General features: G+C 61.4%; 20 protein-coding genes. 4 read left to right on the top strand and 16 right to left on the bottom strand.

What is annotated here, in order from left to right:
• Window positions 1-2: 2 nt before the first annotated feature.
• The 12 genes from AC1DY9_RS19095 to AC1DY9_RS19040 form a co-directional block, all read right to left on the bottom strand.
• Window positions 3-1,118, bottom strand: a complete 1,116-nt coding sequence (locus AC1DY9_RS19095; RefSeq protein ID WP_477667343.1) for an enoyl-CoA hydratase/isomerase family protein — start codon at window positions 1,116-1,118, stop codon at window positions 3-5.
• On the bottom strand, window positions 1,115-1,990 hold the full coding sequence (locus tag AC1DY9_RS19090) for a DMT family transporter (RefSeq protein WP_477667342.1): 876 nt from the start codon (window positions 1,988-1,990) through the stop codon (window positions 1,115-1,117). The genes AC1DY9_RS19095 and AC1DY9_RS19090 overlap by 4 nt, the downstream gene beginning before the upstream one ends.
• A gap of 221 nt (window positions 1,991-2,211) precedes the next feature.
• The gene (gene typA, locus AC1DY9_RS19085; RefSeq protein ID WP_457282768.1) at window positions 2,212-4,038 is read right to left on the bottom strand and encodes a translational GTPase TypA; all 1,827 of its coding nucleotides are present in this window, start codon (window positions 4,036-4,038) and stop codon (window positions 2,212-2,214) included.
• Between the two features lie 35 nt (window positions 4,039-4,073).
• Window positions 4,074-5,129, bottom strand: a complete 1,056-nt coding sequence (gene truB / locus AC1DY9_RS19080) for a tRNA pseudouridine(55) synthase TruB (protein ID WP_477667341.1) — start codon at window positions 5,127-5,129, stop codon at window positions 4,074-4,076.
• Window positions 5,130-5,219: 90 nt separating this feature from the next.
• Window positions 5,220-5,588: a 30S ribosome-binding factor RbfA gene (rbfA, locus tag AC1DY9_RS19075; protein WP_457282766.1), complete on the bottom strand. Its 369-nt coding sequence runs from the start codon at window positions 5,586-5,588 to the stop codon at window positions 5,220-5,222.
• Window positions 5,589-5,649: 61 nt separating this feature from the next.
• On the bottom strand, window positions 5,650-8,547 hold the full coding sequence (infB, locus tag AC1DY9_RS19070) for a translation initiation factor IF-2 (RefSeq protein WP_477649399.1): 2,898 nt from the start codon (window positions 8,545-8,547) through the stop codon (window positions 5,650-5,652).
• A 27-nt stretch (window positions 8,548-8,574) separates the two neighbouring features.
• Window positions 8,575-10,101 carry a transcription termination factor NusA gene (gene nusA, locus AC1DY9_RS19065; protein WP_457282764.1) on the bottom strand — a complete coding sequence of 509 codons (1,527 nt, stop codon included), beginning with the start codon at window positions 10,099-10,101 and terminating at the stop codon, window positions 8,575-8,577.
• A gap of 32 nt (window positions 10,102-10,133) precedes the next feature.
• On the bottom strand, window positions 10,134-10,736 hold the full coding sequence (gene rimP / locus AC1DY9_RS19060) for a ribosome maturation factor RimP (protein ID WP_457282763.1): 603 nt from the start codon (window positions 10,734-10,736) through the stop codon (window positions 10,134-10,136).
• 458 nt (window positions 10,737-11,194) lie between these two features.
• Complete coding sequence (locus AC1DY9_RS19055) at window positions 11,195-12,838, bottom strand: ABC transporter ATP-binding protein (RefSeq protein ID WP_457282762.1); 1,644 nt, start codon at window positions 12,836-12,838, stop codon at window positions 11,195-11,197.
• Window positions 12,838-13,992, bottom strand: a complete 1,155-nt coding sequence (locus AC1DY9_RS19050) for an ABC transporter permease (protein ID WP_477667340.1) — start codon at window positions 13,990-13,992, stop codon at window positions 12,838-12,840. The genes AC1DY9_RS19055 and AC1DY9_RS19050 overlap by 1 nt, the downstream gene beginning before the upstream one ends.
• On the bottom strand, window positions 13,958-14,992 hold the full coding sequence (locus tag AC1DY9_RS19045; RefSeq protein ID WP_457282760.1) for a microcin C ABC transporter permease YejB: 1,035 nt from the start codon (window positions 14,990-14,992) through the stop codon (window positions 13,958-13,960). The genes AC1DY9_RS19050 and AC1DY9_RS19045 overlap by 35 nt, the downstream gene beginning before the upstream one ends.
• Window positions 14,993-15,132: 140 nt before the next feature.
• Window positions 15,133-16,935, bottom strand: a complete 1,803-nt coding sequence (locus AC1DY9_RS19040) for an extracellular solute-binding protein (protein WP_477667339.1) — start codon at window positions 16,933-16,935, stop codon at window positions 15,133-15,135.
• A gap of 107 nt (window positions 16,936-17,042) precedes the next feature.
• On the opposite strand from AC1DY9_RS19040, the gene fabI reads away from it, so the two are divergent.
• Entirely contained in the window at window positions 17,043-17,852 is an 810-nt protein-coding gene (fabI, locus tag AC1DY9_RS19035) for an enoyl-ACP reductase FabI (RefSeq protein ID WP_457282758.1), read from the top strand.
• Between the two features lie 344 nt (window positions 17,853-18,196).
• Here fabI and AC1DY9_RS19030 read toward each other — a convergent pair whose 3' ends face one another.
• Together AC1DY9_RS19030 and AC1DY9_RS19025 are read right to left on the bottom strand one after the other, a co-directional pair.
• A complete protein-coding gene (locus AC1DY9_RS19030) occupies window positions 18,197-18,937 on the bottom strand; it encodes a GNAT family N-acetyltransferase (protein ID WP_477667338.1) in 741 nt (246 codons plus the stop codon).
• A 173-nt stretch (window positions 18,938-19,110) separates the two neighbouring features.
• On the bottom strand, window positions 19,111-19,470 hold the full coding sequence (locus AC1DY9_RS19025; RefSeq protein WP_477667337.1) for a GFA family protein: 360 nt from the start codon (window positions 19,468-19,470) through the stop codon (window positions 19,111-19,113).
• A 150-nt stretch (window positions 19,471-19,620) separates the two neighbouring features.
• Here AC1DY9_RS19025 and AC1DY9_RS19020 point away from each other — a divergent pair, with 150 nt between their 5' ends.
• Window positions 19,621-20,550 carry a DNA ligase gene (locus AC1DY9_RS19020; RefSeq protein WP_477667336.1) on the top strand — a complete coding sequence of 310 codons (930 nt, stop codon included), beginning with the start codon at window positions 19,621-19,623 and terminating at the stop codon, window positions 20,548-20,550.
• Window positions 20,551-20,698: 148 nt separating this feature from the next.
• Here AC1DY9_RS19020 and AC1DY9_RS19015 read toward each other — a convergent pair whose 3' ends face one another.
• Window positions 20,699-21,124, bottom strand: coding sequence for a DUF3592 domain-containing protein (locus tag AC1DY9_RS19015; protein WP_457282754.1), 426 nt, complete (start codon window positions 21,122-21,124; stop codon window positions 20,699-20,701).
• Between the two features lie 60 nt (window positions 21,125-21,184).
• Window positions 21,185-23,473 (bottom strand): Orn/Lys/Arg family decarboxylase, encoded by a 2,289-nt coding sequence (locus tag AC1DY9_RS19010; RefSeq protein ID WP_477667335.1) that lies wholly within the window; start codon window positions 23,471-23,473, stop codon window positions 21,185-21,187.
• 199 nt (window positions 23,474-23,672) lie between these two features.
• Between AC1DY9_RS19010 and AC1DY9_RS19005 the strand changes: the two genes are divergently transcribed.
• Both AC1DY9_RS19005 and AC1DY9_RS19000 read left to right on the top strand, forming a co-directional pair.
• Window positions 23,673-24,098 (top strand): NfeD family protein, encoded by a 426-nt coding sequence (locus AC1DY9_RS19005; protein WP_477667334.1) that lies wholly within the window; start codon window positions 23,673-23,675, stop codon window positions 24,096-24,098.
• A gap of 10 nt (window positions 24,099-24,108) precedes the next feature.
• A complete protein-coding gene (locus AC1DY9_RS19000) occupies window positions 24,109-25,026 on the top strand; it encodes an SPFH domain-containing protein (RefSeq protein ID WP_348045061.1) in 918 nt (305 codons plus the stop codon).
• The last annotated feature ends 15 nt before the right edge of the window (window positions 25,027-25,041 follow it).

Genomic DNA, 25,041 nt, shown 5'->3' with positions numbered 1-25,041 from the left:
ACTCAGAGCCCGCGCAGCGGGTGTTCGTCCGCCGTCCAGGGGCTGGCGAAAAAAGCCTGGGTCATTTCCGGCTTCACGTCTTCGATGCGCGCGGGCATCCACTGCGGCTTGTAGTCCTTGTCAACGGCCAGCGCGCGTATGCCTTCTACCGTTTCGCTGGCTGCGCCGGGACGCAGGTGAAAGCATTGGTACACCATGTCGCGCTCCATGCGCAGGTCGTCGGCCAATGTCATGGTGCGGGCGCGGCGGATTTGCTCCAGTGTCACATGCAGCATCAGCGGTGAACGTTTGCGCAGCGTGGCGGCGGTCTTCAGCGCCCAAGGGTCGGTTGAAGCTTCCAGCGCATCCACGATGTGTTTGACCCGTGCCAGTGAAAAATAGGCATCAAGATGGCCGCTAACCGAAACAGGACGGGCGCTACCAGCTATCAATTCAGTAGCAATCCACTGCTTAGCCCCAGCGGCTGATGCGAAAGCCCGGCCGCCCAGGGCATCCCAAAGTGCCGGCAGGCGGGCGGCTTCCAGCTTGACGTCCGCCAGACCGTAGCCGATGGCTTCATCTGCACCGATCACGTCACCCGTGAGTGCCAGGTACTCGCCGGCGTGGCCCGGGCAGCGGCTCAGGAAGTAGCCACCGCCGACGTCCGGAAACAGGCCGATGTTTGTTTCCGGCATGGCCATTTTGGTGTGCTCGGTGACGACGCGCACCTTGGCGCCCTGGCTGATTCCCATACCGCCGCCCATGACCACGCCGTCCATAAAGGCGATGTAGGGCTTGGGATAGTTGTGGATCAAGTGGTTGAGCGCGTATTCCTCGGTGAAGAAGTCCTCCAGCGCGGAATCGCCCGCGAACACCGCCTGATGGAAAAAGCGGATGTCGCCGCCCGCGCAAAAACCGCCGAAGAGGCTCTCGGGCGTGCCGGGCTGGCCCTTTTTGTTGGTGCCGCGTATCGCCACCACATGAACCTCAGGGTCGTCGCGCCAGTCCAGCAAGGCGGCGGACAGATCCCGAATCATGGCCAGCGACAACGCATTGAGCGCCTTGGGGCGTTTCAGGGTGATGAGCCCGGCGCTGCCGCGACGCTCGACCAGCACATCGTTTCCACTGACAGTATTCATGCCCGCTGCCTCCATCCGACCAGTTCATTGACCACCAGCGCACCTATAACCAGCGCGCCGCCTGTCAGCACGCTCGCGCCGGGCACCTCACCCGCGCCGAACCAGGCCAGCAAAATACCAAAAATCACTTCCAGCAGCGCCAGCAGGGCGACTTCCGGCGCCTTGAGAACGCCGGCGCACATCACCGACAGCACGCACGGGATGGCCAACTGAACCAGGCCCAGCAAGGCCAGCAGGCCGACGTCATGTGGCGTGGCGGAAAACGGGAACGACAAGGGCAAGGTGGCCAACGATGAGATCACCGCCCCCACCAGCACGGCAGGCACCAGGTCGATGTTCTTGCCGTGGGCACGGCTGTGCTGCACCACCGTCCAGTTGCTGGCGCTCGCCAGCGGCACCATCAGGGCTACCAGCGTGCCGCCCAGGTGACTGGAAAGGTCCATCTGCCCGCCGTACATCCACGCAATACCGGCGCCCGCCATGGCAATGGCCAGCCAGGTGCGGCCGGGAATGCGGTGACCGATAAACGCGCGCGCCAGCAAAGCCGTGATGAAGGGGCTGACCGCCATCGTCACCAGCACATTGGCCACCGTGGTGAGCGTCAGCGCCACCATGAAAGCCGTGAACATCACGCTCCAGCAAAAGCCGGAAATCCAGAGTGCCGAGCCGCCGTTGCGGATTTTGGTGAACACCGCCCTGCCCTGCCACAGCGGCAAGATCACCAGCAAAGAGACCACGGTGAAAAAGCTGCGCCAGAACGTGACTTCAAAACTGCGGGCCGATTCGAGGTGACGCGTGACCACACCCGCAATCGACCACATCATGGTCACGAAGATCATCAAAAAAACAGCTTTGGAATGCGTGAGTTTCATAGGCTGGTTATCAATTCAGGCGGCTATGCGTACACAAAAAAGTTAAAAAGGCCGCTGGAGCTTGCACACACAGCGGCCTGGTTTCCAGCGATTCACCCCGCAACCCGGTGGGTCCCTGTCCCATTCCAGCAGGGGCCGCGGGACCGGCTTTGCCGGACCGCAGGCGCAGCGGCCACCTCGGGGGGCAGCGCATTACACGAAGTGAAAAGCGTGGGGGCTCATTAAGACCTGCCTGCGCGCTTGCGATCGCTCTCTTTGAGGTGGCGCTTGCGCAGGCGAACCGACTTGGGCGTGATTTCAACCAGCTCGTCGTCCTCGATGAACTCAACGCCGTATTCGAGCGTGAGTTCGATAGGCGGCGTGATCTTGATCGCGTCTTCCTTGCCGCTGACGCGGAAGTTGGTCAGCTGCTTGGTACGCGTGGCGTTCACCACCAGGTCGTTGTCGCGGCTGTGGATGCCGACGATCATGCCTTCATACACCGGGTCATTGGCACGCACAAACATGCGGCCGCGGTCGTCCAGCTTGCCCAGGGCGTAGGTGAAGATCTCACCGTCGTCCATCGAGATCAGCACACCGTTTTTACGGCCGCCGATTTCGCCCTTGTGCGCTTCGTAGCTGTCGAAGATGTTGGAGATCAGGCCGGAACCACGCGTCAGGTTCAGGAACTCGTTGGTAAAGCCGATCAGGCCACGCGCCGGGATGCGGTACTCAAGGCGCACACGGCCTCGGCCGTCCGGCTCCATGTTCACCAGTTCGCCCTTGCGCTCGCCCAGTGCCTGCATCACGCCACCCTGGTGCTGATCTTCGATGTCGGCCGTGACCAGCTCAATAGGCTCGTGCTTTTCACCGTTGACGTCCTTCATCACGACGCGCGGCTTGGACACCGCCATTTCGAAGCCTTCGCGGCGCATGTTTTCCAGCAGGATGGTCAGGTGCAACTCGCCGCGGCCCATGACTTCAAAGATGCCTTCTTCGTCGGTCTCGCTGACGCGCAGGGCCACGTTGTGCTGCAGTTCTTTTTGCAGGCGGTCCCAGATCTGGCGGCTGGTGACGTACTTGCCTTCGCGGCCGGCCAGAGGGCTGGTGTTGACGCAGAAATTCATGGTCAGAGTCGGTTCATCGACCTTGAGCATGGGCAGCGGCGCGGGGTTGGTCGGGTCGGTGATCGTCACGCCGATACCGATGTCGGTCAGGCCATTGATCAACACGATCTCGCCGGGGCCGGCTTCCGTGGCCTGCACGCGTTCCAGGCCCTGGAATGTCAGCACCTGGTTGACGCGGCCTTTGACGGCCTTGCCGTCCGGGCCTTCCATGACCACCACATCCATCATGGGCCTGATCGTGCCCTGGCTGATACGGCCGACGCCGATGCGGCCGACGAAGGTCGAGAAATCGAGAGCGGAAATCTGCAATTGCAGCGGCGCAGCGGGGTCGCCCTTTTGCGCAGGCACATGCTTGAGGATGGTATTGAAGAGCGCCGACATGTCGGGGCCCCACTGCTCGTTCGGCGGGCCTTCTTCGAGTGACGACCAGCCGTTGATGCCGGAGGCGTACACCACGGGGAAATCGAGCTGCTCGTCGGTGGCGCCCAGCTTGTCGAACAGGTCGAAAGCGGCGTTGATGACCTTGTCGGGGTTGGCGCCCGGCTTGTCGACCTTGTTGACCACCACGATGGGCTTGAGGCCCAGGGCAAGTGCCTTCTTGGTCACGAAGCGCGTCTGGGGCATGGGGCCTTCCTGCGCATCGATCAGCAGCACCACGCCGTCGACCATGGACAGCGCGCGCTCCACTTCACCGCCGAAGTCGGCGTGGCCCGGGGTGTCGACGATGTTGATGTGCGTGCCTTCCCAGGTCACGGCGCAGTTCTTGGCCAGGATGGTGATGCCGCGTTCTTTTTCGATGGCGTTGTTGTCCATCACGGTGTCGACCACTTTTTCGTGCTCGGCGAAGGTGCCGGACTGACGCAGCAGCTGGTCAACCATGGTGGTTTTGCCATGGTCAACGTGGGCGATGATGGCGATATTGCGGATTTGGTTATGGCTCATGGTTGGCTTTCAGGAAGACTCGAAACGGTACGGGGTTAATGTTGGAAAGAAGAAGCCGCAACGCCTGTGGGCGCGGCAGCGAAATCGGGTGTGGAGCGTTCAGCCGGCGTTCTGGCGGCTTGCAAAATGTCCTGTATTTCAATCGGGCTCAGCAAACGCTGCGGAATCAATTCGTCGGCCGTGACATGGGCCGAGCCCAGGAACGCCGGCGGCTCGGTGCCATAGACCTGCACCAGCGGCGCATCGGCGCCCCACTGCCCGGGTTCGCCCCGGCGGCGCAAACCACTTAAAAACCGCCCTGCATTGTCGGCGTCCAATGTGACAGACGGGTACGCCGACACCAGCGACTGCGCCGGCAGCAGGCAGGCTTCGCGCTCGGGCTCGGTCATGGCTTCCAGGGCAGGCAAAGTCACGCACTGCTGCGCCGTGTAGCCGCCGGTCTCCAGCCGCCTGAGCGATCCGAGATGCGCGCCGCAGCCAATGGCTTCGCCAATGTCTTCACCGAGCGTGCGGATGTACGTTCCCTTGCTGCAGGTCACTATGATTTTGATAGCTGCTTGCGCACGACTGTCCTGGGTTGCAGCCATATTCAGCTTGAAAATCGTGATGTTGCGCGCTTCCCGCTCCACCTCTTGCCCCTTGCGGGCGTACTCATACAGCGCTTTGCCGTCTTTCTTGAGCGCCGAGTACATGGGCGGAACCTGTGCTTGCGGGCCAGTGAAACGTTCCGTCAGTGACTCCAGCAAGGCCGGCGTGATTTCGGGCACGGGCCGGGTCTCAATCACGTCGCCTTCGGCGTCGGCCGTGGTGGTTTTCTGGCCCAGCAGCAGCACCGCTTCGTACGTCTTGTCGGCGTCGAGCTGGATCTGGCTGAACTTGGTGGCCGCGCCAAAACACAACGGCAACACGCCGGTGGCCAACGGATCGAGCGTGCCTGTGTGACCGGCCTTGTCGGCGCGCAGCAGCCATTTGGCCTTCTGCAAGGCCTGATTGCTCGACAGGCCCAGCGGCTTGTCGAGCAGCAGCACGCCGTGCACGGGACGTCGCTGGATTTTCTGGCCCTTCGAAGGGATGGAAGAAGTTTGCGTCATAGTTTCCGACAGGCTCAACGCACGGGCTGGCCCGGGCGCGTCGTTGGCACCGTTGTCCCTGAACCTGTCATCAAGGGGAACGGCGCGAACTCAGTCGTCTTGCGCGCGGGAGGAAACCGCCTTGGCAATCAAGGCGTTCATGTCGGCCGCACGTTCGGTCGTGCGGTCGAAGTGGAAATGCAGCGTCGGCACGGTGTGCGTCATCAACCGCTTGAAGAGGCCATTGCGAAGGAAACCGGCGGCCTGGTTGAGCGCTTCTTCGCACTCTTTCGGGTCACCGACAAGCACACTGAAAAACACTTTCGCATGCGCATAGTCGGCCGTCACCTCGACGGCCTGCACGGTCACCATCCCGACCCGGGGGTCTTTGAGTTCGCGCGCGATCAGCTCCGTCAGATCGCGCTGGATCTGATCGGCGACGCGAAAACCGCGATTCGGGGTGGAAGATTTTTTACGCATGTCAAAAAAATGGTGAGGTCTGCGGAAAGGCTGGCAGCCAGGGGCTGCCGGCCAGCCGGGATCAGACTTCCAGTGTCCGCGCCACTTCCCTGATTTCAAAGAATTCCAGAATGTCGCCAACCTGGATATCGTTGTAGTTCTTGATGTTCAAACCGCACTCGAAGCCTTCCTTGACTTCCTTGGCGTCGTCCTTGAAGCGCTTGAGCGAGTCGAGTTCGCCCGTGAAGACGACCACGTTCTCGCGCAGAAGGCGCAGGCGCGCGGTGCGGCGAACCACCCCGGCGGTGACCATACAGCCGGCGATCGAGCCGATCTTGCTGACCTTGAACACCTGGCGAATCTCGGCATTGCCGATGACTTCTTCCTTCTTGTCCGGTGTCAGCATGCCCGACATCGCGGCGCGAAGTTCGTCCACAGCGTCATAAATGATGTTGTAGTAGCGAATGTCCACGCCGTTGTTTTCGGCCTGCTTGCGGGCCTGGGCATCGGCGCGGGTGTTGAACCCGATCACCACGGCCTTGGAGGCGATCGCCAGGTTGACGTCGGACTCGGAAATGCCGCCGACACCGGAGTACACGAGCTGGACCTTGACCTCTTCGGTCGAAAGCTTCAGCAGCGACTGGGCCAGCGCTTCCTGCGAGCCTTGCACATCGGCCTTGATGATGATGGGCAACATCTTGACTTCGCCGGCGCCGATATCGGAGAACATGTTCTCCAGCTTGGCGGCCTGTTGCTTGGCCAGCTTGGTATTGCGGAACTTGCCGGCACGGTAGGTGGAGATCTCACGGGCACGGCGCTCGTCGAGCATGACCATGAATTCATCACCGGCTTGCGGCACTTCCGTCAGACCCTGAATTTCCACGGGAATCGACGGGCCTGCCGTTTTGATCGGCTTGCCGTTTTCGTCCAGCATGGCGCGCACGCGGCCATAGGTCGAACCGGCCAGCACCACGTCGCCGGCTTTCAGCGTTCCCGCCTGAATCAGCACGGTCGCCACGGGGCCACGGCCCTTGTCGAGGCGGGCTTCGATCACCAGGCCCTTGGCCAGTGCATCCACCGGCGCCTTGAGTTCAAGCACTTCTGCCTGCAGCAGCACCTGTTCGAGCAAGGCATCGACACCGGCGCCGGTATGGGCAGAGACGCCGACAAACGGAACGTCGCCGCCGAACTCTTCGGGAATCACTTCTTCGGTGACCAGCTCGCCCTTGACGCGCTCCATGTTGATACCAGGCTTGTCGATCTTGTTGATCGCCACCACGATGGGAACACCGGCCGCCTTGGCATGCTTGATGGCTTCCTTGGTCTGCGGCATCACGCCGTCGTCGGCCGCCACCACCAGAATCACGATGTCGGTCGCCTGGGCGCCGCGGGCACGCATGGCGGTAAACGCCTCGTGGCCCGGGGTATCCAGGAAGGACACCATGCCGCGCGGGGTTTCCACGTGATAGGCACCAATGTGCTGGGTGATGCCGCCCGCTTCGCCGGAGGCCACTTTGGCGCGGCGGATGTAATCGAGCAGTGAGGTCTTGCCATGGTCGACGTGACCCATGACCGTCACAACCGGCGCACGCGGCAACAACTCGGCCTGCTGGCCTTGCACGTCTTCGTCGGCAAAGGCTTCCGGGTCGTCCAGCGAAGCCGTCACGGCCTTGTGGCCCATTTCTTCCACCACAATCATGGCGGTGTCCTGGTCCAGCGGCTGGTTGATGGTGACCATCTGGCCAAGCTTCATCAGGTGCTTGATCACTTCCGATGACTTCACGCTCATCTTGTGCGCGAGTTCGGCCACGGTGATCGTCTCAGGCACGTGCACTTCAATGACCTTGAATTCGGTCGGCGCCACGAAGGTGGATTCCGGACGTGCTTCACGGTCATTGCGGCGGCCACGCGGGCCGCCACGGAAATTGCCACGGCCGGGCACAACGGGTGCGCCACGGCTTGGAATGCCCTTCTTCTTGGCGGCGTCGTCCTTCCATGTCGAAGACAGGTTCTCCGACTTGACTTCCTTCTTGCCAGCGGCACCAGGGGCACCCGCAGCGGCCGGCGCACCCGGTTTGGCCGCGGCACCCGGCGCGCCGGCCGGCTTGTGCAGCGTGCCCTTGATGGCGGCTTTGGGATCGACGTGGGGCACCAGAACGCGCTTGGGCGCGGACATCATGGCGCGAATGCCGGCAGCTTCTGCTTCAGCCTTGCGGCGGCGGTCCTGGAGCTCTTGCGCCTTCGCCGCGTCGGCCTGGAATTCGGCGGTGGCTTTGGCCTTGGCAGTTGCAGCGGCAGCCGCGGCATCGGCAGCCTTCGTGGCCTGTACGGCCGCAGCGGTTTCAGCGGCCTTGGTGGCTTCGGCCGTTACCGGTGCAGCGTCCTTGGCTTTTCCGGCCGGCTTGGCCTTTTTGACCACAGCCTCGGCAGCCGCGGCGGCCGCCTGGGCGGTTTGCTCGGCGGCCAGGCGCTCCTGCTCGCGCGCAGCATCCTTGGCGTCCTGCTCTTCGCGAAGACGGCGTTTTTCAGCAAGCTCCTGCTCCTGGCGGCGCAGCAGTTCTGCGTGGCGGCTGGCTTCTTCTTCGCGGCGAATCAGCTCGGCATCGTCAATGACGGGAGGTGCCGGCGGAGCGGCCACTTCAGGCTGCACTTCTTCCGCAGGCTGGTCGGAGCCGTCGTCACGCTTGATAAAGGTACGCTTTTTACGCACTTCCACCTGGATGGTGCGTGCCTTGCCGGTGGCATCGGCCTGCTTGATCTCGCTGGTGGATTTTTTCACCAGGGTGATCTTCTTGCGCTCGGCCGTGACGGTGCCATGGCTGGCCTGCAGATAGCCGAGAAGCTTCTGCTTGTCCGCTTCGGACAAGGGGTCGCTGGCTTGCGCCTTGGCGACACCCGCGCTGGTCAATTGCTCGATCAGGGTGGCGGGAGATTTATTGAGTTCAGCTGCGAATTCAGCGACGGTAGTGGTACTGGACATATGTTTTTTTCCTGCTGGCCTCCATGATCATTGCTCTTGGGCCGCTGCAGGTGCAGGGGTGTCAGCGGCAGCGGGTTCATCGGTAAACCAATGGGCGCGTGCGGTCATGATCAGGGCTTTGGCTTCGTCCGAAGACTGGCCGGTGATATCGGTAAGTTCGTCCACGGCCAGATCGGCCAGGTCGTCGCGGGTATGGATACCCGCTTCTGTCAGTTTGGCGATCAGCTCTGGCGTGAGGCCTTCGACGTCGCGCAGGTTCTGCGACACGCCTTCGGCATTTTCTTCCTTGGCGATTTCCATCGTCAAGAGCGCATCTTTGGCGCGCGTGCGCAGCTCATTGACGGTGTCTTCGTCGAAGGACTCGATCTCCAGCATTTCCTGCAGCGGCACATAGGCCACTTCTTCGAGACTGGTGAAGCCTTCGGAGATCAGGATGTCGGCGATTTCCTCGTCCACGTCGAGCTTTTCCATGAACAGCTTGCGGCTGGAATCGGTCTCGGTGGCCTGCTTTTGCGCAGACTCATCGGCCGTCATGATGTTGATCTTCCAGCCGGTCAGCTCGGCGGCAAGGCGCACGTTCTGGCCGCCGCGGCCGATCGAAATCGCCAGGTTTTCTTCGTCGACGACGACATCCATGGCGTGACGCTCTTCGTCGACCACGATGGACGACACGTTGGCCGGGGCCAATGCACCAATCACGAACTGGGCCGGGTCTTCGCTCCACAGCACGATGTCCACGCGCTCGCCGGCGAGTTCGTTGGTCACGCCGTTGACGCGGGTGCCGCGAACGCCGACGCAGGTGCCGATCGGGTCGACACGCTTGTCATGCGACAGCACGGCGATCTTGGCGCGGGAACCGGGGTCACGGGCGCAGGATTTGATCTCCAGCAGGCCTTGTTCGATTTCAGGGACTTCCTGGCGGAACAGCTCGATCATGTACTCGGGCGCGGTGCGCGAGAGGATGATGGGCGCGCCGCGCAAGGTCGTGTCCACTTCCATGATCATGGCGCGAACGCGGTCGCCGGAGCGCAGATTTTCCTTCGGGATCATGTCGGAACGGCGCAGGCGGCCTTCCACACGGCCGGATTCGACGATGATGTCGCCCTTGTCCATGCGTTTGACGGTGCCGACAAAAATCTTGTCGCCGCGCGACATGAAGTCGTTGAGAAGCATTTCGCGCTCGGCGTCGCGGATTTTCTGCAGAATGACCTGCTTGGCCGCTTGCGCGCCAATACGGCCGATCGGCAGGCTTTCCACCGGCTTTTCGATGTAGTCGCCTTCTTCGATGTCGGCGATTTCGTCGCGTGCGTCGCTGACCAGCTCTTCGGCTTCAGGGTTCTGCAAGCCGGCTTCGTCAGGCACCACCAGCCAGCGGCGGAAGGTTTCGTAATTGCCGCTGTCACGGTCGACGGCTACGCGGATGTCCACTTCGCCTTCGTAGACCTTCTTGGTGGCCGAGGCGAGCGCGAGCTCGACGGCGCCAAAAACGACGTCACGTTCCACATTCTTTTCACGCGAGATGGCATCAACCAACATCAACAGTTCGCGATTCATTTCACAAGCCTGCCTTTCTTCATTTCTTGAAATTAATTCTCTGCGGAGGGCTCGGCACCAGGCGTTATTTTGGGTTTACGCCCCTTGAAATCAACCACGGGCGCGAGGCGCGCCTGTTGAATCTCATCGAGGGTAAAACCCAACGCCTGCAGCGGTGCGGGAACCTTCTTCTTACTGACCTTCTGGCCGGGTTTGACGGCCGGCTCGTCGCTCCACACGATCTGCCAGCCTGCCACGCCGTCCGCGGCCACGACACGCTCGAGCGTGCCGCGAAACTTCTTGCGGCTGGCCGCGACGGTAGAACCGGCGCTGGCAGCCACGCCAATGGGAGCCTTGAGGGTGATGTCGATCAACTCACCGGCAAAACGCTCAAAATCTTTTTCGTTGCGCAAGGGCCTGTCGATGCCGGGGGAACTGACTTCCAGCCGCGCATATTCGGCGCCTTCGACTTCCAGGACAAACTGGAGCTGGCGGGTGACTTTTTCGCAGTCCTCGGCATTGATGAACTGTTCGGCACCCTTGACGTAGGGCATGTCGATCGTGACGCGCAGCAAACCACCGCCGGTGCGTTCGATCTCGACCAGCTCGTAGCCCAGCCCTGTCACAGTTTGCTCAATCGTCTCTTGCAATGCCATTCAGTCTCTTAAACCCGCTCTAAATCCGTATGTTCAAAAACAAACGCCCAAAAAAAATGGGCGGTGAAAACCCGCCCATTTGGTCGTGAAGCTCTTATTGTAACGTGCTGCGCTCTTCGATGCAAACAATTTCCGTGCCTGACGCACTAGAGAACGCCTGCATCGCCGATGTAAATCCTTCTGGTTACGCCCCCGCCCTGCTCATTGGAACAGGCCTGATGGGCGGGCTAGGGCACATTCCTTTCGGTTAACCATTCCGGCGTCACCACTAGAAAGAAGCAGAGTGAAAACGGATGCATCGCTGCGTGAAAGTCCAAATGACACCTCCTCCTCACGCTTCCTTGAAAAAGATTTATGAATCCAATAAAATCAATTAAATCATATGGGTTTTTAATTTAGTTAAAGTAATTTATGAAGATTTTTTGTGATCTCTACCGGGCCGTGGAGATGCACAACGTTCAAGCCGCAGTGACCAGAACCCGTGTATATGGATGCCGCGGCGTATCCAGCACTTCGCTCAGTGAGCCTGACTCCAGCACGTCGCCGTCCTTCATCACCATGACCTCGTGGGCCATGGCGCGGATCACGTCGACGTCATGCGTGATCAGCAAATAACTCAGGCCACGCTCGCGCTGCAATCTTTGCAGCAGTCCCAGCACCTGTTTCTGGATGGTCACGTCCAGCGCGCTGGTGGGCTCATCCAGTACCAGCAGGCTGGGGTTGACGATCAGCGCGCGCGCAATGGCCAGCCGCTGGCGCTGCCCGCCTGAAAATTCGTGTGGATAGCGTTGTAGCAAACCCGGAAACTGGGCCTCGGTCATACCGACATCGGCCAAGGCCTGCAGCGCCCGTTCGCGCCGCCCGGCCGGAGCCAGCTTGGGCTCATGCACCGTCAGGCCCTCCTCCACAATGGCTTCAACGGTCATGCGGGGTGACAGGGAAGAAAACGGGTCCTGAAACACCACCTGAACGGCGCGGCGGATGGCTTTGTTGCGTGCCGCATCCCGGCTCCAGGCCTGGCCCGCCGCCTGCAGCTGCCCTGAAAAAGGCAGCAAGCCCAGGCTGGCCAGCGCCAGGGTGGATTTTCCGGATCCCGACTCACCGATCACGCCCAGCGTTTTGCCCGGGGGGATATGAAAGCTGGCGTCTTTGACCGCCACAAATTCGGCTTTTTTAAACCATCCGCGTATGCCTGGAATGGAGACCGGATACCCCACACGCAGGCTTTCCGCGCGCATGGCCGGCGCCGCGCCCGCTTGCGCGCCGGTGCCGGCCGCCAGCCCGTCCCGCTGGGGCTTGCTGTCGATCAGTTTGCGCGTGTAGGGGTGCTGGGGCCGGGCGAAAACCTCCGCCACGGCGCCCTGCTCCACGATGTGGCCGTTTTCCATCACCGCCACGCGGTCGGCAAACTTGCGCACGAGGTTCAGGTCGTGGGTGATCATCAGCACCGCCATGCCGTTGCGCTGCTGCAGCTCGCCGAGCAGGTCCAGGATCTGGCCGCGCAGGGTGACGTCCAGCGCCGTGGTGGGTTCGTCGGCCAGCAGCAATCTGGGCTGGCAAGCCAGCGCCATGGCAATCATGGCCCGCTGCCGCTGGCCGCCCGAAAGCTGGTGCGGGAAAGAGTTTGCGCGTCTCTCAGGCTCGGTGATGCCCGTATCTGCTAGCAATTTGATAGCTTCTTGCGCACATTCTGCGGGGGTCAAACCCTGTTTTAGCTGAAGAACTTCGGCAATCTGGTTGCCAACGCTGAACAGGGGGTTCAGTGCTGTCATGGGCTCCTGAAAGATCATGGCGATGTCACGGCCGCGAATCCCCCGCAAGGACTGTTCCGGCAAGGACAGCAAATCCACGGGCGCCCTGGGCGGCGCACCGCTGGCAGCCCGATCTGCCGCATCGATGCCGGTAAAAACAGCCTTGCCACCGACCACGGCGTTTTGCGCCAGCCGTAGCAGGCTCAGCGCCGTCACCGTCTTGCCCGAACCCGATTCGCCCACCAGCGCAAGCTTTTCGCCAGGTGCGATGGAAAAATCGATGCCGTGGACAACGGATTTTCCTGCGAATGAAATCTGCAGGTTTTTGACATCAAGGAGCGGTGGTGTCATCAGTCGGCCTTCCTGGGATCCAGGGCATCGCGCAAGGCGTCGCCCATGAAAGTGAGGAGCAGCAGCGTGATCACCAGCACCGCGAAGGTAGACAGCGATATCCACCACGCATCGATGCTGTTCTTGCCTTGCGACAGCAATTCACCGAGCGAAGGCGTGCCCGGCGGCACCCCCAGCCCCAGGAAGTCCAGCGAAGTCAGCGCCAGAATCGCGCCGCTCATGCGAAACGGCAGGAAAGTCACCACAGGCGTCAGGCTGTTGGGCAGGATGTGGCGCCAGATGATGCTCAGGTTACCGACGCCCAGCGCACGCGCGGCGCGCACGTAGTCCATCTGCCGGTTGCGCAGGAACTCGGCGCGCACATAGTCTGACAACCCCATCCATCCGAACAGGCTGAGCAGGATCAGCAACAGCGCCACACTGGGCGCGAAAACGGCGCTGAAGATGATCAGCAGATAGAGCTCCGGCACGGAGCCCCAGATTTCGATGAAACGCTGGAACAACAAATCGGTCTTGCCACCGAAATAGCCCTGTAGCGCCCCCGTCAGCATGCCGAGCAGCACACCGGTGACCGTCAGCGCCAGCGCAAACAATACGCTGACCCGAAAGCCGTAAATCAGCTGGGCGAGCAGGTCGCGGCCCCGGTCGTCGGTGCCCAGCAGGTTGGCGCGCGTCGGCTTCGAGGGGTTGGGCTCTTTCGCAAAATAATTGAGTGTGTTGGGCCCATAGGGGTTGAGCGTGTACAGCGCGAAGTTGCTGCCACGCGCCAGCCGTTCCTGAATATAAGGATCGAGGTAATCCGTGGTCGTGTCGAAATCACCGCCAAAGGTTTTTTCGCTGTAGTCCTTCACCATGGGGAAGTAATAACCGCCTTCATAACGCACCAGCAGCGGCCGGTCGTTCGACACCAGCTCGGCAAACAGGCTCAGCACCACCAGCGTGCAAAACACCACCAGGCTGTAAAACCCCAGCTTGTTGCGCCGGAACCGCCTCCACGCACGCCGCGCGGGCGAGTTGGAAACGTACTTTTCTTGTACAGCGTCGCCGCGGACCGGGCTTTGCCCGTCCGCAGGAGGCGTCCCCTCGGGGGGAAGGCCGCCGGAGGTGGCTTCAGGGGGGTTAATCGAACCGTACACGCGGATCCACCCAGACATAAGACAAATCGGAAATCAGCTTGGTGAACAAGCCGATCAAGGTAAATAAGTAGAGCGTGCCCAACACCACCGGGTAGTCGCGCCGGATGATGCTTTCATAGCTGAGCAGCCCCATGCCATCCAGCGAGAACAGGGTTTCGATCAGCAGCGCACCGGTGTAGAACGAGCTGATAAAGGCCGCCGGGAAGCCGGTGATGAGGGGGATCAGCGCATTGCGGAAAATATGCTTCCACAGCACCTGGCGCTCACCCAGGCCCTTGGCGCGGGCCGTCAGCACGTATTGCTTGCGGATTTCCTCCAGGAAGGAGTTCTTGGTCAGCATGGCCGTAACTGCGAAGCTGCCCAGCACCATGGCCGTGACCGGCAAGGTGATATGCCAGAGGTAATCGGTGATGCGCGCACCCCAGCTCAAAGTCTCCCAATTGGGCGAGGTCAGGCCGCGCAACGGAAACCACTGCAACTGGCCGCCGAAGATCACCAGCAGCGCGACACCCAGCACAAAGCCGGGAATGGCATAGCCGGTCAGCACCAGCAATGTTGTGACGAAATCGAAACGCGAGCCGGCACGCACCGCCTTGGCGACGCCCAGTGGCACAGCCACCAGGTAGCTGATGAAAAAGGTCCACAAACCCAGGCTGATGGAAACCGGGAGCTTTTCCTTGACCAGTTGCCAGACCTCCTTGTTGTGGAAGAAGCTTCTGCCAAGGTCAAAGCTCAAAAACTGCTTGAGCATCAGGTAAAAGCGCTCGGGCGCCGGCTTGTCGAAACCATAGAGCGCCTTGATCTGCTCGACGCGTTTCGGGTCGACGCCCTGCCCACCCCGGTAGCTCAGGCCGCCACCCTCGGCGCCGCCTCCACCGCTGGGGCCGGCCTTGGCCTCGGCCATGTATTGCTCCACCGGCCCGCCCGGCACGAACTGCGTCACCACAAAGGTGATCAGCAACACCCCGAACAAAGTCGGGATCATCAAAAGACAGCGTTTGAGAATGTAGGCAAACATGGTCGATCAGCCCCTCTCAAATCCAGCAGGCGCAGCGGAACTGGCTTCGCCAGGCCGCAAGCGCCGCCCCCTACAAGGGGGGAAGGCGCTACGCGAAGCGAGCGTCCGACGGGGGTGTTCAATTTGCTCGACGGGGGTATTCATTGCTTGGCCCACCAGGTATCGATGATCCAGGTCTCGCCTGGCGCATAGGGTGGCATCTGGCCCGGCATGGCAAGGCGGCGTGCGTTATAGACCACGCGATGGGTGCCGGCCGTCCATTCCGGCAGCAGGTAGTGGCTGTGCGCCACGATGCGTTCCAATGCACGGCAGGCGGGCAACAACTCGGCCTTGGTTTTGGCGCTGGTCATTTTGGTGATCATGGCATCAATCGCGGGATTGGCGGCTCCGCTGAAGTTACCCGACTCCTCAGTGGCGGCGGCCTTGCTACCGAACATGTCGGCGAACTCCTGACCCGGGTTGTTGGTGCCACCGTAGGCGATGGAGATGATGTCGAACTCGAATTTATCGAGGCGCTGCTGGTAGAGCGCGAAGTCGACCTGCCGGAAGTTGAGCTGGATGCCGAGCTTTTCGAGGGCGCGTATCCAGGGCGAAATCGTGCGCACACCGCCCTCGTTGCTATCCAGGTATTCCAGCACCATAGCCTCGCCTTTGGCGTTGCGCAGCTTGCCGTCCCGAACCTCCCAGCCGGCTTCCTTCAGGAGCACCTGGGCACGGCGCAAATTGGCGCGCAGCGAGGAGTCGCCGTCAGTACGCGCCGGCACGTACATGGTGCCGAATGCCGCTGTGGGGATGTCCTTGCGCCAGGGTTCCATCAAAGCCAGCTCTTCGGGCTTCGGCAGTCCGGTGGCCTGGCAATCGGTGTTTCCGAACAAGCCGGTCACGCGCTGGTAGGCGTTGTAAAACAACTGGCGGTTCATCCACTCGTAGTCGATCGCCAGTCCCAGAGCTTCCCGCACGCGCGGGTCCTTGAGCTTTTCACGCCGGGTATTGAGCACATAGCTCTGGAAACCCGTGGGCAGGCTGTGCTTGAATTCCCCCTTGACGAGTTCACCGTTGTCAAAACGTTTGCCCGTCAGGCGCCGCGCCCAGTCGCCGGCCGAGAAGAACCGCATGATGTCGAACTCGCCGGCCTTGAGCGCCTCAAGCCTGGCAGTGTTGTCCTTGTAAATCTTGACGGTGACGGTGTCGAAATTCTCGGTGCCTACCCGCACATTGAGCTTCTCACCCCAGTAGGTCTTGTCGCGTACATAGCTGATGTCTTTGCCGAAGATCACCGGGCCGATGCGGTAAGGCCCGCTGCCAATGGGGATGTCGGTCACGACCTCATTGAAGGGCTTGGCCTTACCGGTGGCGTCCATGCCCCACTTGCGGCTGAACACCGCCATGCCGCCCACTTTCAACGGCAGTTCGCGGTTCGGCTTCCTGAAACGAAAGCGCACCGTCCGCTCGTCCACCACCTCGCAGGCTGCGACGTCTTCGAACACGGTCTTGTAGGACGGCGAGGTATGCGGGCCCATCAGGGTGTCAAAACTGTATTTGACGTCGGCCGCCAGCACCGGGTCGCCGTTGTGAAAGCGCGCTTCCTTGCGCAGGCGGAAGGTGGCCGTGAGCCCGTCAGCCGACACCTCGACGTCTTCGGCCAGCAGCCCGTAGCCTGAGGCGGTTTCGTCCATCGCCCCCGTCAGCAGCGTGTCGAACATGAAGCTCGACAAATAGGCCGGCGCCGAGCCTTTGATCGTGAAGGGGTTGTATTTGTCGAAGGTTGAGTAACGCAGGTTGCTGACCAGGCGCAGGTCCCCGCCTTTGGGTGCTGCCGGGTTGACATAGTCGAAGTGGGAAAACCCCGCGGGGTACTTGAGATCTCCCCAGAGCGCATAGCCGTGCGCGGCCCATGACGGTGATGAAAGACCCAGCAGGACCCAAACCAGCAAACTTCGCATGCGACAATTCTGCACTACTTAAGCTGGCAAGATTCCGGCGCGCAGACGTTGCGCCCTTGTCCCTTGCCCCCCCTTCCCCCGCGAACTACCTACTCTGGAGCACCTGCATGGCCACCAACACCGGATTCCTCACTGGCAAAAAACTGTTGATCACGGGGGTCCTCTCGAACCGGTCCATCGCCTACGGCATCGCCAAGGCCTGCCATGCCCAGGGCGCCGAGCTGGCTTTCGGCTATGTCGGCGAGCGCTTCAAGGACCGCATCACCGAGTTTGCTGCCGACTTTGACTCCAAGCTGATTTTTGACTGCGACGTGGGCGACGACGCACAGATCGACAAGATGTTTGCCGACCTCTCCAAAACCTGGCCGACGTTTGACGGCTTTGTGCACAGCATCGGCTTTGCGCCGCGCGAGGCGATCGCCGGCGACTTCCTGGAAGGCCTGTCGCGCGAGGGCTTCAAGATCGCCCACGACATCAGCGCCTACAGCTTCCCGGCGATGGCCAAGGCGGCCCTGCCCTACCTCAACAAAAAGTCCGCACTGCTCACGCTGACCTACCTGGGCGCCGTGCGCACCGTGCCCAACTACAACACCATGGGCCTGGCCAAAGCCAGCCTGGAAGCCTCGGTGCGCTACCTGGCCGAATCGCTGGGCCCCAAGGGCATGCGCGTCAACGGCATCAGCGCCGGCCCGATCAAAACCCTGGCTGCCAGCGGCATCAAGGGCTTCGGCAAGATTTTGAGCGTGGTTGCCGAAGCCTCGCCAATCCGCCGCAATGTGACGATTGAAGACGTCGGCAACGTCGCCGCCTTTTTGTTGAGCGACCTGGCCGCAGGCGTGAGCGCCGAGATCACCTATGTGGACGGCGGCTTCAGCCACGTGGTCGGCGGTATTGCCGAGCCGGCAGCCGAAGCCTGAAGGCTTTCGCGCCCGGCTGGCTTGCCGGGCGGCGCGCACATGCGGCAAGTTGCACTCTTGTCTCGCATGGCGCGCTATGAAATAGATAGCTGCTCGCGCATGACCCTATTGGTCTGGAGGCCAAATATGTGCACGAAAGACGGCTTCCAGGTGCTGCAAAGCCGTTTTTTTGAGGCAAGACGGGGCAGCAAGACAGCCAAATTCGATCAAATCAGGCCTGAAAATAACAATAAAGCAGGCTCTAGCCTAATAGCCGCCAGCGCGAGCAGCTATAAAAATCATAGCGCCTTGCCGCATCCAGTATCCCGCACACACCCAATTCCGCACCGCGTCTGGATCAAGGTTCAGCCCTGGGTCCAGTAGTCATAGCGCCAGACCGTTTCAAAGCCCGCCCGCCGGTAAAGCGCCCGCGCCGCGGCATTGCCTTCTTCCACCTGCAGGAATACACGCTCAATGCCCCGCTGCATGGCCGCTTCGGCCATCGCGGCCAGTACCCGGCCTGCCAACCCCTTGCCGCGATGTGCCGGGTCGGTTCGCATGCCGTGGACACTGGACCACCCGTGGCTGAACGCCGCCGCGCCAGCCGCAATGGCCTTGCCGCCTTCGCGCACGCTGGCAAACACTGAATCGCGTCCGCGGCCGAGCGACCTGACGCGGCTGGCACCGTCCACAGGATCAAAACCCTCGGCCAGGAACAACGCGGCCCAGGCCTCGTCCGGCGTGTTGGCTGTTTCAGCCAGCGCCTGCGCCGACACAGCGCGCATGGACTTGACCTGCGCCACTTCCACCAGCACCGGTTTGCCTGCCGTGTAGCCACGCGCGCCCAGTTCGCGGCGCAAGGCATCAAAGCAGGCCTCATTGGCCAGCCGGAAGACCGCCCGCTTGCCGCGCGCACGGTACAGCCCTTCAATGCGATCGATCACGCCGTCGGCGGGCGGCTGATGCAGCAGGGGCACGGCACTTTTGGCCCGGCTGACCGTTCCGCTGTCGAAGGGCAGAAGCCAGCCCTCAATTTCAAGCTGCTCCTCGGGCGAGACAGCCGCCACGGTGGCGCGCTCGATATTTTCAATGTCGCTGGAAGTCATGGTGTCAGTAAAAATGCCGGGCTGGCTGGCCCAAGGGAATCAAACAGCAATGAATACAGGCCGGGAATACCGGCCCCAGGGGTACGGGCGAAGTGGCAGATTATTGCGTCCGCCAGGGTCCGGGAATACAGGATCCGGGGGTTCCAGGAAGAGCTAGGAAGAACTAGGAAGAACTAGGAAGAGCGCCCATCGAAATTCGTCACCTTGATGGTGTCCAGATCGATTCCCTCGAGGCAGCGGACGTTGATAGCTGCAATGCGATTACCGGCCGGGTCCGTTCCTTCGCCATAGGGATGAATGCCACAGGTGGGACAAAAACGGTGGCTGATCACATGCTTGTTGAACTGATAGTTGCTGGCATTTTCGTCGGGGGTCAGCAAACGGAGCTGGTCATGCGGCACAAACCACAGCAGCGCCCCTTTGCGCTGGCAGATGGAGCAGTTGCAGGCCAGGGCGCTGCTCGGCTGGCCGTCGACCTCAAACGCGACTTTTCCACAATGGCAACTCCCTCTGGAAGTCTTTTTTTCTGTCATAAGTTGATTCCTCTCATGGCCATTGCAGCCTTCATGGTTGACGGGGTTGCGCGGGCAACACAGGCGCCCACAGAACGCTTGCACCGCGCAAATTTGAACTATAAACTGTACATTCATACAGTTATAAGTCAAGAAAAAACAGGGAGGCCCATGCGGCAACACATCACCCGCTCCGGCGAGCGGGCCAACACGGTCTTTTTTCGCCTCAAAACGCTTCACTGGCTGCTGGCACTCGCCGGCTTGCTGGCACCAGCGCTTCCGGTGCTTTCGGCATCCGCAGCTGCGCAAGCGCCGCCGCTGATGCTCGCCAAGGTGTACCAACCCGGCGTCTCCCTTCAGGATTATTGGGTCAGCGAAAAATTCGACGGCGTGCGCGGCTACTGGGACGGAGAACAGCTGCTCACGCGCGGGGGTGAACGCATCGCCGCGCCGGCCTGGTTTACCGCAGGCTGGCCCAAAACACCCCTGGACGGCGAGCTGTGGGCGGGCCGTGGCCAGTTTGCCAGGGCGGTGTCTACCGTGCGCCAGCAAACCCCGGACGACGCTGCCTGGCGGGCCATGCGCTTCATGGTGTTTGATTTGCCCGCGCAAGGCGGCCCGTTCAGCGAGCGGATCCCGGCCCTCAATGGCGTGGTGAGCCGCATCGACCAGCCCTGGGTGCAGGCCGTGGCGCAATCGAAGGTGGCAAGCCACGCCGCCTTGCAGGCGTTACTGGCCACCACCGTGAAGCGCGGCGGCGAAGGCCTGATGCTGCACCGCGGCGCGTCTTTCTACAAAAGCGCACGCAACGACGACCTGCTCAAGGTCAAGACCCACGAAGACACCGAAGCCCGCGTGGTGGCGCATGTTCCCGGCAAGGGAAAGTACGCCGGCATGCTGGGCGCGCTGCTGGTGGAAATGCCCGGTGCCGACGGCAAACCAGGGCGGCGCTTCAAGCTGGGCACCGGGCTCAACGATGAGCAGCGCCAGAATCCACCGCCCGTCGGCAGCACCGTCACCTACCGCTTTCGCGGACTCAATGACAGTGGCCTGCCCCGGTTTGCCAGCTTCATGCGGGTACGGGAAGACCAGCGGCTTTAAAGGTGGGCCTGCAAGCCGGCGCGCCGCCGGCAACCAACGTGAGTCGGCCTTGCGCCCAACGCACCTGGTGGGAAAAATGGCCTGTGGCGCCCCCTAGTCATGCGCCCCCAGCTACAAAAAATATAGCAAACGCTCCGGGGAGGCGGCCTTATTTTTTCTGGCTCGCCAGCAGGCCGAGGCCTGTGTAGCCCAGGCTGGCGATGACGAAGAACCAGCCCACCCACTTGAGGAAGGATGATCCGCCGGCTTCCTGCGCAAACCCCACCTGGCTCGGGTTATTTGGCATGTAGTAGATGCTCACCGGCTTGCCCGCCGCGAAATCCTTCAGCACGGCCTCAGGGAACGAGCGCTTGATCACCATGGGTTGCCCGGCTTCGGTGCGGAATTTGAGCTCTGCCGTGTAGATGGTTTGGCCGCTGCGGGAAAAACTCTTGTACTCCTTGATCGGCTCGACCACCGCCGTCTTGCCGCTGGCCATAAGGAGCCGCAACTCGCTGTCTCCGCTGGCCTGCACGCGCAGGAACACTGCGCCGACGATGACGCCGAGCACTCCGAAGAGAATCGTCTTGAACATGCCGCCTCCCAATAAATATGGGAGGGACTATAGCAAACGAAAGTACCCGTTTATTCCTGCCTAGCGTTTGACGCAATCCGCGTAGTAGCGCGTCTTGCCCTTGGCATCCACCTGTTCCACAAGGCCGTGGATGTCTGTTTCAAAGCCTGGGCACTGGGCGTTGAACTCGCGCGAGAACTTCAGGTAGTCCACGATTTTCCGGTTGAACACCTCGCCCGGTATCAGGAGCGGAATGCCCGGCGGGTACGGCGTGACCAGGCCCACGGTGATGCGGCCTTCCAGGTGGTCGATTTCAACCCGTTCCGTCGTGCGATGGGCAATGTGGGCGTAGGCGTCGCTGGGTTTCATGGCGGGGGCCAGGTCGCTCAGATAGACCTCTGTGGTCAGGCGAGCGATGTCGTACTTGGCATACAGCGTATGGATATGCTGGCACAGGTCGGCCAGGCCCATGCGCTCGTATTTGGGGTACTTCTGGCAGAACTCCGGAAGGATCCGCCACATCGGCTGGTTCTTGTCGTAGTCGTCCTTGAACTGCTGCAGCGCCGTCAGCAGCGTGTTCCAGCGGCCCTTGGTGATGCCGATGGTGAACATGATGAAGAAGCTGTAGAGGCCGGTCTTCTCGACGATCACGCCGTGCTCGGCCAGAAATTTGGTCACGATGCTGGCCGGGATGCCGGTTTTGGCAAACTTGCCGTTCAGGTCAAGGCCGGGCGTGACGATGGTGGACTTGATCGGATCCAGCATGTTGAAACCGGTGGCCATCTGGCCAARGCCGTGCCAGTTGTTGGCGCCGTTTTTGGCCGTCTTGGCACTGCGGGATTCACCCTTGATGATCCAGTCCTGCGACTCGCCGATGCCCTCTTCGACCAGCTTGTCCGGCCCCCAGACCTTGAACCACCAGTCGGTGCCGTATTCCTCGTCGATCTTGCGCATGGCGCGGCGGAAGTCCAGCGCCTCGGCAATGCTTTCCTCAACCAGTGCCGTGCCGCCGGGTGGCTCCATCATGGCCGCGGCCACGTCGCAGCTGGCGATGATGCTGTATTGCGGCGAGGTTGACGTATGCATCAGGTAGGCCTCGTTGAAGAGGTGCCTGTCGAGTTTGGTGTTCTGCGAATCCTGCACCAGCACGTGGCTGGCCTGGCTGATGCCGGCCAGCAGCTTGTGGATGGACTGCGTGGCGTACACCACCGCATTTTTTGGCCGCACTCGGCTCTTGCCCATGGCGTGGTAGCTGCCGTAGAAGGGGTGGAAGGCGGCGTGCGGCAGCCAGGCCTCGTCAAAGTGCAGGTTGTCGATGTAGCCGTCCAGCATGCCCTTGATGGTTTCGGTGTTGTAGAGCACGCCGTCGTAGGTGGACTGCGTCAGCGTCAGCACACGCGGCTTGACCTTGCTGCTGTCCACACCCTTGAGCAACGGATTGGCGTCGATCTTGGCGCGGATGGCTTCCGGTTCAAACTCGCTCTGCGGAATCGGCCCGATGATGCCGAAATGATTGCGCGTCGGCTTCAGGAACACCGGAATCGCACCCGTCATGATGATGGAATGCAGGATGGACTTGTGGCAATTGCGGTCAACGACCACCACGTCACCGGGCGCCACTGTGTGGTGCCACACCATCTTGTTGCTGGTCGAGGTGCCGTTGGTCACGAAGAAACAGTGGTCGGCATTGAAGATGCGCGCGGCATTGCGCTCGCTGGCGCCGATCGCGCCGTCGTGGTCCAGCAACTGGCCTAGCTCTTCCACCGCGTTGCAGACGTCGGCGCGCAGCATGTTCTCGCCAAAAAACTGGTGGAACATCTGGCCGACCGGGCTTTTCAGGAAAGCAACGCCGCCCGAGTGGCCCGGGCAGTGCCAGGAATAGGAACCGTCTTCGGCATAGTCGAGCAGTGCCTTGAAAAACGGCGGCTGCACGCCTTCCAGGTAGCTCTTGGCCTCCCGCAGGATGTGGCGCGCCACGAACTCGGGCGTGTCCTCAAACATGTGGATGAAGCCGTGCAGTTCACGCAGGATGTCGTTGGGGATGTGGCGCGAGGTCTTGGTCTCGCCATAGACGTAAATCGGCACATCCAGGTTCTTGCGGCGTACTTCCTCGATAAAGGTGCGCAGGTTGAGCACGGCCGGGTCGAGGTCGGGGCCCGGCGAAAACTCTTCGTCATCAATCGACAAAATGAAGGCGCTAGCCCGGCTTTGCTGCTGGGCGAACTGCGAGAGGTCACCGTAACTGGTCACCCCCAGGACCTCGAAGCCCTCGGTTTCAATGGCCTGGGCCAGCGCTCGAATACCCAGTCCGGAAGTGTTTTCGGAGCGGAAGTCTTCGTCAATGATGACAATGGGAAAACGGAATTTCATGGCTTGGGCTGGAGTTCATGGTCGCCCTGAACCTGTCGGAGGGCATGGGAAACGCTCAGAGGGCATAGACAGGTTGAGCCCGGGCGGTGAGAGGAAGCTTTTTCCAAGCAGCGAAGTGTAAGGACATATTGTTGCGCTACGCTTGTCTTGGGGTCTAATTGCCCCAAAATGTAGCGGATGACCGACAAAAGGAGGATGCATGAGTGAATCGACTATTTGGTGGCTGCTGGCGGGGGCCGCAGTGGCGGTGGAGCTGGCCACGGGAACGTTTTACCTGCTGATGGTGGCTTTGGGCATTGCAGCGGCGGCCATTGCCGCGCATTTGGGCGCCTCGACGTCCATGCAGCTTATTGCAGCGGCCGTCGTGGGCTCGGCCACCGTGAGCATTTGCCACCTTGTTCGCAGCCGCGGGCCCAGGGAGCTGCCGGCAGGCACCAACCCGGACGTCAACATGGATGTCGGCGAAACCGTGCAGGTGGACGCCTGGCAGGCGGACGGCACGGCGCAGGTCCGCTACCGCGGCGCGCAATGGGCTGTGGTTCAGGCGGAAGGCGGAACACCTTCTGCTGGAACCCACCGCATCCGGGAAGTCATTGGCAGCAAATTAATCGTAGAAAAAACCTGAGGGAGTCAGCATGTCGTCTTATGTAGCACTGGTCATTTTTATCGTCGCGATGATCTTCGTCATCCGCGCCATCAAGGTCGTACCCCAGCAAAACGCCTGGGTGAAGGAGCGCCTCGGAAAATACGCGGGCACATTGACCCCCGGCCTGAACTGGCTGATTCCCTTTGTCGACCGCGTCGCCTACAAGCACAGCCTGAAAGAAATCCCGCTCGACGTCCCCAGCCAGGTTTGTATTACCCGCGACAACACGCAGCTGCAGGTCGACGGCATCCTGTATTTCCAGGTCACGGACCCGATGCGGGCCAGCTACGGCTCATCCAACTACATCGTGGCCGTCACACAACTGGCCCAAACCTCGCTCCGCTCGGTGATCGGCAAACTGGAGCTCGACAAAACCTTTGAAGAGCGCGACATCATCAATGCGCAGGTCGTTGCCGCCATTGACGAAGCCGCCCTGAACTGGGGCGTAAAGGTGCTGCGCTATGAAATCAAGGATTTGACGCCGCCCAAGGAAATCCTGCACGCCATGCAGTCGCAAATCACTGCCGAGCGGGAAAAACGCGCGCTGATCGCCGCCTCTGAAGGCCGCCGCCAGGAGCAGATCAATATTGCCACCGGTGAGCGCGAGGCATTCATTGCCCGCTCCGAAGGGGAAAAGCTGGCCGCCATCAACAACGCCCAGGGCGAAGCCGCCGCCATCATGGCTGTGGCCGACGCCAACGCCAAAGCCATTGAGCTGGTGGCCGCTGCCATCCGCCAACCTGGCGGTGAACAAGCCGTGCAGCTCAAGGTTGCGCAGCAGGCGGTAGAGGCCTACTCGAAGGTGGCGAAGGACGCCAAAACGACATTGGTCGTGCCCAGCAACATGACTGAAGTCGGTGCGCTCATCAGCTCGGCCATGAAAATGGTGCAGGCCAACAAGGTATAACGACGGGCTTTTCGC

This window comes from Polaromonas sp. P1_F6, from assembly GCF_056405695.1.
The sequence above is the reverse complement of the archived record's forward strand: the minus strand, read 5'-3'. Positions and strand labels throughout refer to the sequence as shown.

Excerpts from the sequence above, each read along its gene's own strand:
- AC1DY9_RS19095 (WP_477667343.1), bottom strand. The coding sequence starts at position 1,118 with ATGAATACTGTCAGTGGAAACGATGTGCTGGTCGAGCGTCGCGGCAGC.
- AC1DY9_RS19090 (WP_477667342.1), bottom strand. The coding sequence starts at position 1,990 with ATGAAACTCACGCATTCCAAAGCTGTTTTTTTGATGATCTTCGTGACC.
- typA (WP_457282768.1), bottom strand. The coding sequence starts at position 4,038 with ATGAGCCATAACCAAATCCGCAATATCGCCATCATCGCCCACGTTGAC.
- truB (WP_477667341.1), bottom strand. The coding sequence starts at position 5,129 with ATGACGCAAACTTCTTCCATCCCTTCGAAGGGCCAGAAAATCCAGCGA.
- rbfA (WP_457282766.1), bottom strand. The coding sequence starts at position 5,588 with ATGCGTAAAAAATCTTCCACCCCGAATCGCGGTTTTCGCGTCGCCGAT.
- infB (WP_477649399.1), bottom strand. The coding sequence starts at position 8,547 with ATGTCCAGTACCACTACCGTCGCTGAATTCGCAGCTGAACTCAATAAA.
- nusA (WP_457282764.1), bottom strand. The coding sequence starts at position 10,101 with ATGAATCGCGAACTGTTGATGTTGGTTGATGCCATCTCGCGTGAAAAG.
- rimP (WP_457282763.1), bottom strand. The coding sequence starts at position 10,736 with ATGGCATTGCAAGAGACGATTGAGCAAACTGTGACAGGGCTGGGCTAC.
- AC1DY9_RS19055 (WP_457282762.1), bottom strand. The coding sequence starts at position 12,838 with ATGACACCACCGCTCCTTGATGTCAAAAACCTGCAGATTTCATTCGCA.
- AC1DY9_RS19050 (WP_477667340.1), bottom strand. The coding sequence starts at position 13,992 with ATGTCTGGGTGGATCCGCGTGTACGGTTCGATTAACCCCCCTGAAGCC.
- AC1DY9_RS19045 (WP_457282760.1), bottom strand. The coding sequence starts at position 14,992 with ATGTTTGCCTACATTCTCAAACGCTGTCTTTTGATGATCCCGACTTTG.
- AC1DY9_RS19040 (WP_477667339.1), bottom strand. The coding sequence starts at position 16,935 with ATGCGAAGTTTGCTGGTTTGGGTCCTGCTGGGTCTTTCATCACCGTCA.
- fabI (WP_457282758.1), top strand. The coding sequence starts at position 17,043 with ATGGCCACCAACACCGGATTCCTCACTGGCAAAAAACTGTTGATCACG.
- AC1DY9_RS19030 (WP_477667338.1), bottom strand. The coding sequence starts at position 18,937 with ATGACTTCCAGCGACATTGAAAATATCGAGCGCGCCACCGTGGCGGCT.
- AC1DY9_RS19025 (WP_477667337.1), bottom strand. The coding sequence starts at position 19,470 with ATGACAGAAAAAAAGACTTCCAGAGGGAGTTGCCATTGTGGAAAAGTC.
- AC1DY9_RS19020 (WP_477667336.1), top strand. The coding sequence starts at position 19,621 with ATGCGGCAACACATCACCCGCTCCGGCGAGCGGGCCAACACGGTCTTT.
- AC1DY9_RS19015 (WP_457282754.1), bottom strand. The coding sequence starts at position 21,124 with ATGTTCAAGACGATTCTCTTCGGAGTGCTCGGCGTCATCGTCGGCGCA.
- AC1DY9_RS19005 (WP_477667334.1), top strand. The coding sequence starts at position 23,673 with ATGAGTGAATCGACTATTTGGTGGCTGCTGGCGGGGGCCGCAGTGGCG.
- AC1DY9_RS19000 (WP_348045061.1), top strand. The coding sequence starts at position 24,109 with ATGTCGTCTTATGTAGCACTGGTCATTTTTATCGTCGCGATGATCTTC.